We start from the raw sequence: 7807 nt of genomic DNA, 5'->3' as shown, positions 1-7807 counted from the left end.
CGAGCAGCCGAATAAGCGGCCGGCCTGTACGCCCACAGGCCGGGTTTATTGTCTCAAGCGCTCCGGCTGGGCTATATCTAGGCCATGTCTCAAGCAGTCCATGCCCAAAGGATCGTTCTGGGCGACCACGCGCGCCTGCCTGGCCGGTTTTTCGGTCGGCTGACCGTCTCGGTGCTGGCCAGGGCTTTGATCGCCGCAGCCTAACTGCCGCATGGCGGTCCTGGCCGCCGATCCATTCCACCCTCCTTTCTGAAGGTTCTCCGCGATGAAACCGCGCACATTCTACGACAAGATCTGGGCCGACCATCTGGTCGACGAACAGCCGGACGGCACGTGCCTGCTGTACATCGACCGTCATATCGTCCACGAGGTGACCAGCCCGCAGGCGTTCGAGGGGCTGCGCATGGCGGGTCGAACGGTGCGCCGGCCTGATCTGACGCTTGCGGTGCCCGATCACAACCTGCCGACCACCGCCCGGGTGGATGCGCACGGTGCGCGCATTCCCATCGCTGACCCGCAGAGCCGCGCCCAGCTTGAGGCGCTGGAGGCAAATGCGCCCGCGTTCGGCATTCCCTATATCGATGCGACCGATGTGCGGCAGGGGATTGTCCACGTCATCGGGCCAGAGCAAGGCTTTACGCTGCCCGGCTGCACGATGGTCTGCGGCGACAGTCACACCGCAGCGCACGGGGCGCTCGGCGCGCTGGCCTTCGGTATCGGCACGTCGGAGGTCGAGCATGTGCTGGCGACGCAGACGCTGCAGCTCAAACGCTCGAAATCGATGGAGATTCGCGTTGAGGGCGATCTGCCACCGGGGGTCAGCTCCAAGGACCTGATTCTGCACATCATCGGTCAAATTGGCGCAGCGGGTGGCACCGGCCATGTGGTGGAATATCGTGGGGCTGTGTTCGAGCAGATGTCGGTCGAGGGGCGGCTGACGGTCGCCAACATGTCGATCGAGGCGGGCGCGCGTGCCGGGCTGATCGCGCCCGATGACAAGACCTTTGCGTATTTGTACGGCCGTCCAATGGCCCCCACGGGTGCGGACTGGGACGTAGCAGTGGGCTATTGGCGCACGCTCAAGACCGACGACGGCGCGCGGTTCGACAAGACCGTCGCCATCAACGCCGCCGACATCGCTCCATCGGTGACCTGGGGCACCAGCCCCGAAGATGTCGTGGCGATCACCGGCCATGTGCCCGATCCGGCGAGCTTTGCCGATGCTTCAAAGCGCGCGGCGGCGCAGAAATCACTCGATTATATGGGGCTGATCGCAGGCACGCCGCTCAGCGAAGTAGCGGTCGAGCATATCTTCATTGGCAGCTGCACCAACAGCCGCATCGAGGATTTGCGCGCCGCCGCCGCGGTGCTGAAGGGGCGGCGCAATGCACCGGGAATCAAGTCCGCGCTGGTCGTGCCGGGCTCGGGACTGGTCAAGCGTCAGGCCGAGGCCGAGGGGCTGGACCGGGTTTTCATCGACGCCGGGTTCGAATGGCGCGAGCCGGGCTGTTCGGCATGCCTTGGCATGAACCCGGACAAGGTGCCGAGCGGTGAACGCTGCGCATCGACCTCAAACCGCAATTTCGTCGGGCGGCAGGGGCCAGGCGCGCGCACCCATCTGGTCTCGCCCGCAATGGCGGCAGCAGCTGCGGTGACCGGGCGGCTGAGCGATGTGCGGACGTTGATTTGACCAAAACGTTGGTGTATTCTGGTCAAACCAAGAAAGGTTTGATCGATGGACGTGCGTACAACGGTGTATTCGGCGGCTGAAGCCAAGGCACAGTTTTCCGCCTTGCTCGACAGGGTCGTCGCGGGCGAAACCATCGTCATCACGCGCCATAGCAAGCCGGTGGCACGGCTTGGCCACCCCGATGAAAGCGAGCAGCAGAAAATCGATGCACGGCGCAAGGCGCGTGAGGATTTCATCGAACGGCGCAGGCTCCATGGGCCGACGCTTGGACCCACCATGACGATCAAGGACCTGATCAACGAAGGTCGCCGCTGAGGTGACGCAATTCGTATTGGACGCGTCGGTGGCGTTGGCCTGGTTCTTCAAGGACGAAGAGTCACCGCTGTCGATGGCGATCCACGCGATGACCGACGATCATCGAATCGTGGTGCCGCCGCACTGGTTTGCCGAAGTTGCCAACGGAATAAGGCAGGGTGAGCGTACAGGGCGTTGTGATCCAGCCGATGTCCCGGCATTTTTGCACATCCTTGGCCTGCTCGACTATGCAATCGATCAATTGGCGCCGTTTGGACAGTTCGAGCTGTTGCTGCCGCTGGCCCGCAAACATGGTCTGACGATTTACGATACGGCCTATCTGCATTGTGCGATGAGCAACAGCTTGCCATTGGCGACATTCGACAAGAAACTGGCGGCGGCGGCGCGATCGGCCAATGTGCCGGTCATTGAGGAGTGATGATGGTGGACATTGCGAAAACATTCTTTGCCGGCGCACTGGCCCTTGCCGCCTGCTCACCTGCGGTATCGCAGACGCCGCAGGTCAAGCTGTGGCGGCTCGATTGCGGCACGGTGGCGGCAAACGATCTCAACGCCTTTTCCGATACCCAGGCCTATACCGGCCAGTCGAAGCGGCTGGCGAGCAGTTGCTACCTGATCCAGCATGGCGAGACGTATCTGCTGTGGGACACCGGGCTGCCCGCCGCGATCAAGGGCAAGCCACTCGATCCCAAGCTGGCGATGGACGCGACGGTGACCGCGACGATCAAGGAACAGCTTGCCACCCTGGGCGTCGATCCGGCGAAGATTGGCTATGTCGGCGTCAGCCATTATCATTTCGACCACACCGGCCAGCTGACCGACTTTCTTGATGCGAAGTTGCTGGTCGGGCAGGGCGACTGGACGGTGCTGACCAAGACCCCCGAGGCCTATCGTGCTGATCCGAAACCTTTCGCGCACTGGATCTCGGGTGGCGGCAAGGTCGAGGCCTCGGCCACCGACAAGGATGTGTTCGGCGATGGCAGCGTCGTGATCCTGCGCCTGCCCGGGCATACGCCGGGGCACAGCGGGCTGCTGGTCCGGCTGAAGGACACAGGACCGGTGCTGCTGACCGGGGATCTGGCGCATTTTGCGGAAAATTACGCCAGCAACGGCGTGCCGACCTTCAACGTCAATCGTGCCGAAACGCTCGCATCGCTTGACCGGTTCAAAAAACTGGCCGACAATCTTGAGGCGACAGTGATCATTCAGCACGAACCGGCGGATGTGGCCAAGCTGCCAGCATTTCCCCAAGCGGCGGAGTAAAAAGACGTGACCAAGGACAAGAAAGACGGCTGGTCGAACAGCGCGATGGCAGGGGCGGCGGTTGGCTCTGCAGCGCTCGCGGCGGCTTTGCTGTATGTCGGCAAGCAGTTTGGCGGCAAGCCCAAAGAGGCCCCGGCCAAACCAGCCGAAGAACCCGGCGCCGAGGCGACGGAGGGACCGCTTGACACCGATTGAGCGAGTCTCCGGCCGCGCGATCCCGTTCGGTGCCAAGAATGTCGATACCGACATCATCATACCGGCGCGCTGGCTGAAAACCATCAGCCGCGAAGGGCTTGGCGCAGGCGCGTTCGAGACAGTGCGGGCAGAGCCGGGCAATGTCTTTGATGATCCCGAGTATGCAGGCGCGCCAATCCTGATCGCAGGCGACAATTTTGGCTGCGGATCGAGCCGTGAACACGCCGCCTGGGCGCTCAATGATCTCGGCATCACGGCTGTGATCGCGCCCAGTTTCTCGGATATTTTCGCGAGCAATGCATTCAAGAACGGCATTCTGACGGTCGAACTGCCGCAGGGGGCGATTGACCGGCTGATGGGGGTGGCGCTGCACGATCCCATCCACATTGATCTGGACACCCAGACGGTGACGACGCCGTTTCAGGGCCGCTTCACCTTTGCTATCGATCCGTTCCGCAAAGCTTGCCTGATGCAGGGGCTCGACGAAATCGGCCTGACGCTCGCCAGGGCGGATGCGATTTCAGCCTATGAGGCGAAGGTGAGCGCTGAGCGGCCGTGGTTGGTGCCAACGGTAGCATAATCCTGTTCTCCGGCGGAGGCCGGAGTCCATGAGTCAGAGTGCACTGTATTCGCCCTGGATTCCGGATTCCGCCGGAAAACAGCAGTAAAACTTGGAGAGACCCGCATATGAAAGCCCTTTTGTCGACCGCTGTCGGTGGCCCTGAAACGCTTGAGATGACCGAGGTCGATGCGCCTGTCGCTGGACCCGGTGAGCTGTTGGTTGCGGTCAAGGCCTGTTCGATCAATTTCCCCGACGCGCTGATCATCAAGGACATGTACCAGCTGAAGCCCGCGCGCCCGTTCGCGCCGGGCAGCGAAATTGCGGGCGTGATCGAGGCGGTGGGTGAGGGGGTCGCCGGCTGGTCTGTCGGCGACCGGGTGATTGCGGGCACCGGCTATGGCGGGCTCGTCGAAAAGAAAGTGGTGCAGGCAGCAGGCGCATACCGGCTGCCCGACCAGTTCAGCTTTGAACAGGGCGCATCGCTGCTGATGACCTATGGCACGTCGATCCACGCGCTCAAGGATCGCGGGCATATCAAGGCCGGTGACACGTTGCTGGTGCTGGGCGCTGCGGGCGGTGTCGGGCTGGCGGCGGTCGAGCTGGGCAAGGCCTATGGCGCCCGGGTGATCGCTGCGGTCTCAAGCGAGGAAAAAGCTGCGGCCGCGCGCGAATCGGGCGCGGACGATGTCGTCGTTTATCCGCACCAACCGTTCGACAAGGACCAGTCGAAGGCTTTGGCCAATGCGTTCAAGCAGGCTGTCGGGCCAGACGGCGCGCATGTCATCTATGATGCGGTTGGCGGCGATTACAGCGAGCCTGCAGTGCGGTCCATCGCATGGGAAGGGCGGTTTCTGGTCGTCGGCTTCCCCGCCGGAATTGCCAGGTTGCCGCTTAACCTCACGCTGCTCAAAAGCTGCGATGTGTGTGGCGTGTTCTGGGGCGCTTTCGCCGCGCGCGAACCCCAGCGCAACGCCGCCAACATCGCGGAATTGTTCGATCTGTGGGCAGCGGGCAAGATCTCCCCTCGCGTATCGGAAACCTACAGCTTTGACCGCGCACCCGAGGCGATTGCCAAGCTCGCCAACCGGCAGGCCATCGGCAAGCTGGTCGTGACGATTTAACGCCCGCTCTTACGCCGTTTGCGGCTTGCCGCTGACGTTTGGCGTGCGTATGCGAAGGGTAATCTGCATGAGCAACACACGAGGCCTTTATGACCAGTTTCAGTGACCGCGAACGCGCGTTTGAAAACAAGTTTGCGAGAGACGAGGAGCTGCAGTTCCGCATCACTGCGCGCCGCAACCGGCTGGTCGGCACCTGGGCAGCGGGGCTGATGAAGCTGACGCCGGAAGAGACCGATGCTTATGCCAAATCGGTCGTCCAGGCCGATTTTGAAGAGGCGGGCGATGAGGATGTGATCCGCAAGCTGCTGGGTGATCTGGTCTCGGCGGGCATCGACATCGACGAGCTTGGCGTGCGCAGCGCCCTCGACGCGCAGATGGCCGAAGCGCGCCGCCAGTATATCGAAGAGGCAAACTGAGCCATGCCGATGGCCGCTGCCGATATCGAGGCGCTGATCAAGTCGGGGATTCCCGATGCAACGGTGACGATCACCGATCTTGCCGGAGATGGCGATCATTACGCCGCGCATGTCGTGGCAGAAAGCTTTCGGCCGATGACCCGGGTCGCCCGCCAGCGCGCGGTCTATGCCGCGCTCGGTGGACGCATGGGCGGTGAACTGCACGCCTTGCAACTGACGACAGCGGTGCCCACGTTAGATTGATCTGCATAAGGGAGTTCACATCATGACCGAGACCGCACAAGCGCGTATCGCCAACCTGGTATCGTCCAACAACGTGTTGCTGTTCATGAAAGGCACGCCGCTGTTTCCGCAGTGCGGCTTTTCCAGCAAGGCGATTGCCATTCTTGACCACCTCGGCGTCGATTATGAAAGCGTCGACGTGCTGCAGGACATGGAAGTCCGCCAGGGCATCAAGGAATTTTCCGACTGGCCGACCATTCCCCAGCTTTACGTAAAGGGTGAGTTTATCGGCGGCTCAGACATCATGATGGAGATGTTCGAGGCGGGCGAGCTGACGACGTTGATGCAGGAAAAGGGTCTGGTTTCGGCAGGCTGACGATAGAACCTCCCCTTACGGGGGAGGTTTAAACTGCAGGCACCACCCGTGCGGCCCTTGAGCGGCGCACGCTGTCCACACTGAAGATCGCCACCGCGATCCAGATCAGCGCGAAGCAGATGGCATGCGCGCGCGTAAAGGGTTCGTTATAGACGAACACGCCGAGCGCAAACTGGATCGTCGGGCCGATGAACTGGATAAACCCGAGCGTCGACAGCGGCATCTTGCGCGCCGCGCTGGCGAACAGCAGCAACGGCAGCGTGGTCGCCGCGCCGCCCATCACCAGGAACACGTCGGTATAGGTGGAAAAGCCCCAGCCCGGCGCGGGGTCATATACGCCCGCCCACCAGACATAGCCCAACGCCAATGGCAGCAGCAACGTGGTCTCGCAAGCGAGGCCGGGCAGCGAGCCCACCGGCGCCATCTTGCGCACCATGCCGTAGAGGCCGAATGTACCCGCCAGCGACAGGCTGATCCAGATCGATGACATAGATTCGCTCGCCAGCACCAGCACCCCGCAGGCGGCAAGGATGATGGCGACGATCTGGGTGCGGTTCATGCGCTCGCTGAAGAACAACACCCCCAGCGCCACGTTGAGCAGCGGGTTGATGTAATAGCCCAGACTGCCCGCCAGAATCTGGTCGTTGACGATCGCCCAAATATAGATCAGCCAGTTGGCTGCGATCAGGCTGGTGCTGATCAGCATGTAATTGCGGGTGCGCGTGTCGATCAGCGCGGCGCGATATTCGCCCAAGCGTCGGCGCACTGCCAGTATGACGATGATCAGCAGCACCGCCCAAATCACACGATGCGCGACGATCTCGACCGGCGAAATGCCCGCGAGCTGTTTGAAGAACAGTGGCATGAAGCCCCAGAGGACATAGGCCCCAACCGCTTCGGGCAAGCCTTTCAGTCGTGCTTCATCGCCGCTCATCGGCGGCGGATTAGATGATGCCGCCGCCCAACGATAGCCGGATAATGCAGATCACCAGCACCACAAGGCACAGGTTGCGCCCGGTGTTGCTGCTTGACAGCATGCCGATGACCACGCCGACCAGTGCAATCGGCAGGATCAGCCAGTTGGCAATGCCAAGAAAGGGGATGAACGCCGGAATGGCGAGGAGCAGGGCGACAAGTCCAATGAGGATCGAGACGATGTTCAGCATGTGTCTTATATGGATAAGACGGTGCTTCGTTGCAAGTCCAATCAACATTTCATCGCGCCAAAGGCACGGCTCATCAACAAATTTCGAATTTTCGCCGATGTTGTATTCTGTTCATGAAACCGCACTTAGACATGAATGTTGTTGGATCGAGCCGGGACATTCCTCCCGGAGCACAACCTGGAGATAGACTCATGTTGAATCTTGCCCTTGCCAGTGCGGCCGCTCTGTTGAACCCGGCCCCTGCCAACCCGGTTGCCCTGCCGGTGACTACCCATTTCCATTCTGTAGACACTGTCGCGTTCGACCGGCGTCGCGGTGATCGTCGCGACGGGCGCGGTTATCAGGGCCGTTACTGGCGCGGCGACGACGGTCGCTATCGCTGCACGCGCAGCAACGGCACGACCGGTTTGCTGGTCGGCGCTGGTGTTGGCGCGTTGATCGGTGACCAGATTGCCCGTCGCGGTGACAAGACGCTGGGTGC

Annotated in this window: 13 protein-coding genes; 11 read left to right on the top strand and 2 right to left on the bottom strand. The window is 61.9% G+C overall.

What is annotated here, in order from left to right:
* The first annotated feature begins 265 nt into the window (after window positions 1-265).
* From leuC to grxD, 10 genes are all read left to right on the top strand, one after another.
* A complete protein-coding gene (gene leuC, locus ACEW8G_RS16325; protein ID WP_373489449.1) occupies window positions 266-1690 on the top strand; it encodes a 3-isopropylmalate dehydratase large subunit in 1425 nt (474 codons plus the stop codon).
* 45 nt (window positions 1691-1735) lie between these two features.
* Window positions 1736-2005 carry a type II toxin-antitoxin system Phd/YefM family antitoxin gene (locus ACEW8G_RS16320; protein WP_373489448.1) on the top strand — a complete coding sequence of 90 codons (270 nt, stop codon included), beginning with the start codon at window positions 1736-1738 and terminating at the stop codon, window positions 2003-2005.
* A 1-nt stretch (window position 2006) separates the two neighbouring features.
* On the top strand, window positions 2007-2423 hold the full coding sequence (locus ACEW8G_RS16315) for a type II toxin-antitoxin system VapC family toxin (RefSeq protein ID WP_373489447.1): 417 nt from the start codon (window positions 2007-2009) through the stop codon (window positions 2421-2423).
* Entirely contained in the window at window positions 2423-3268 is an 846-nt protein-coding gene (locus ACEW8G_RS16310) for an N-acyl homoserine lactonase family protein (protein WP_373489446.1), read from the top strand. The genes ACEW8G_RS16315 and ACEW8G_RS16310 overlap by 1 nt, the downstream gene beginning before the upstream one ends.
* 6 nt (window positions 3269-3274) lie before the next feature.
* Window positions 3275-3463, top strand: coding sequence for a hypothetical protein (locus tag ACEW8G_RS16305; RefSeq protein ID WP_373489445.1), 189 nt, complete (start codon window positions 3275-3277; stop codon window positions 3461-3463).
* On the top strand, window positions 3450-4043 hold the full coding sequence (leuD, locus tag ACEW8G_RS16300; protein WP_373489444.1) for a 3-isopropylmalate dehydratase small subunit: 594 nt from the start codon (window positions 3450-3452) through the stop codon (window positions 4041-4043). Before ACEW8G_RS16305 ends, leuD begins: the two co-directional genes overlap by 14 nt.
* A gap of 107 nt (window positions 4044-4150) precedes the next feature.
* On the top strand, window positions 4151-5146 hold the full coding sequence (locus tag ACEW8G_RS16295; protein ID WP_373489443.1) for an NADPH:quinone oxidoreductase family protein: 996 nt from the start codon (window positions 4151-4153) through the stop codon (window positions 5144-5146).
* Between the two features lie 89 nt (window positions 5147-5235).
* Window positions 5236-5562 (top strand): DUF1476 domain-containing protein, encoded by a 327-nt coding sequence (locus ACEW8G_RS16290; RefSeq protein ID WP_373489442.1) that lies wholly within the window; start codon window positions 5236-5238, stop codon window positions 5560-5562.
* Window positions 5563-5565: 3 nt separating this feature from the next.
* Entirely contained in the window at window positions 5566-5805 is a 240-nt protein-coding gene (locus tag ACEW8G_RS16285; protein ID WP_373489441.1) for a BolA/IbaG family iron-sulfur metabolism protein, read from the top strand.
* 22 nt (window positions 5806-5827) lie between these two features.
* A complete protein-coding gene (grxD, locus tag ACEW8G_RS16280) occupies window positions 5828-6160 on the top strand; it encodes a Grx4 family monothiol glutaredoxin (RefSeq protein ID WP_373489440.1) in 333 nt (110 codons plus the stop codon).
* A gap of 28 nt (window positions 6161-6188) precedes the next feature.
* On the opposite strand, the gene rarD is transcribed toward grxD, so the two are convergent.
* Window positions 6189-7094, bottom strand: coding sequence for an EamA family transporter RarD (rarD, locus tag ACEW8G_RS16275; RefSeq protein ID WP_373489439.1), 906 nt, complete (start codon window positions 7092-7094; stop codon window positions 6189-6191).
* Between the two features lie 10 nt (window positions 7095-7104).
* The gene (locus ACEW8G_RS16270) at window positions 7105-7326 is read right to left on the bottom strand and encodes a hypothetical protein (protein WP_373489438.1); all 222 of its coding nucleotides are present in this window, start codon (window positions 7324-7326) and stop codon (window positions 7105-7107) included.
* A 191-nt stretch (window positions 7327-7517) separates the two neighbouring features.
* Here ACEW8G_RS16270 and ACEW8G_RS16265 point away from each other — a divergent pair.
* A partial coding sequence (locus ACEW8G_RS16265) for a hypothetical protein (protein ID WP_373489437.1) occupies window positions 7518-7807 on the top strand: 290 nt, incomplete at its 3' end.

Source organism: Blastomonas sp. (assembly GCF_041747255.1).
Lineage (GTDB): Bacteria > Pseudomonadota > Alphaproteobacteria > Sphingomonadales > Sphingomonadaceae > Blastomonas.
Note: the sequence above shows the minus strand (reverse complement) of the source record. Positions and strands in the feature narration are given on the sequence as shown.

Bases quoted from the DNA above. Each gene is read 5' to 3' on its own strand.
- leuC (WP_373489449.1), top strand. From the start codon at position 266: ATGAAACCGCGCACATTCTACGACAAGATCTGGGCCGACCATCTGGTC.
- ACEW8G_RS16320 (WP_373489448.1), top strand. From the start codon at position 1,736: ATGGACGTGCGTACAACGGTGTATTCGGCGGCTGAAGCCAAGGCACAG.
- ACEW8G_RS16310 (WP_373489446.1), top strand. From the start codon at position 2,423: ATGATGGTGGACATTGCGAAAACATTCTTTGCCGGCGCACTGGCCCTT.
- ACEW8G_RS16295 (WP_373489443.1), top strand. From the start codon at position 4,151: ATGAAAGCCCTTTTGTCGACCGCTGTCGGTGGCCCTGAAACGCTTGAG.
- ACEW8G_RS16290 (WP_373489442.1), top strand. From the start codon at position 5,236: ATGACCAGTTTCAGTGACCGCGAACGCGCGTTTGAAAACAAGTTTGCG.
- ACEW8G_RS16285 (WP_373489441.1), top strand. From the start codon at position 5,566: ATGCCGATGGCCGCTGCCGATATCGAGGCGCTGATCAAGTCGGGGATT.
- grxD (WP_373489440.1), top strand. From the start codon at position 5,828: ATGACCGAGACCGCACAAGCGCGTATCGCCAACCTGGTATCGTCCAAC.
- rarD (WP_373489439.1), bottom strand. From the start codon at position 7,094: ATGAGCGGCGATGAAGCACGACTGAAAGGCTTGCCCGAAGCGGTTGGG.
- ACEW8G_RS16270 (WP_373489438.1), bottom strand. From the start codon at position 7,326: ATGCTGAACATCGTCTCGATCCTCATTGGACTTGTCGCCCTGCTCCTC.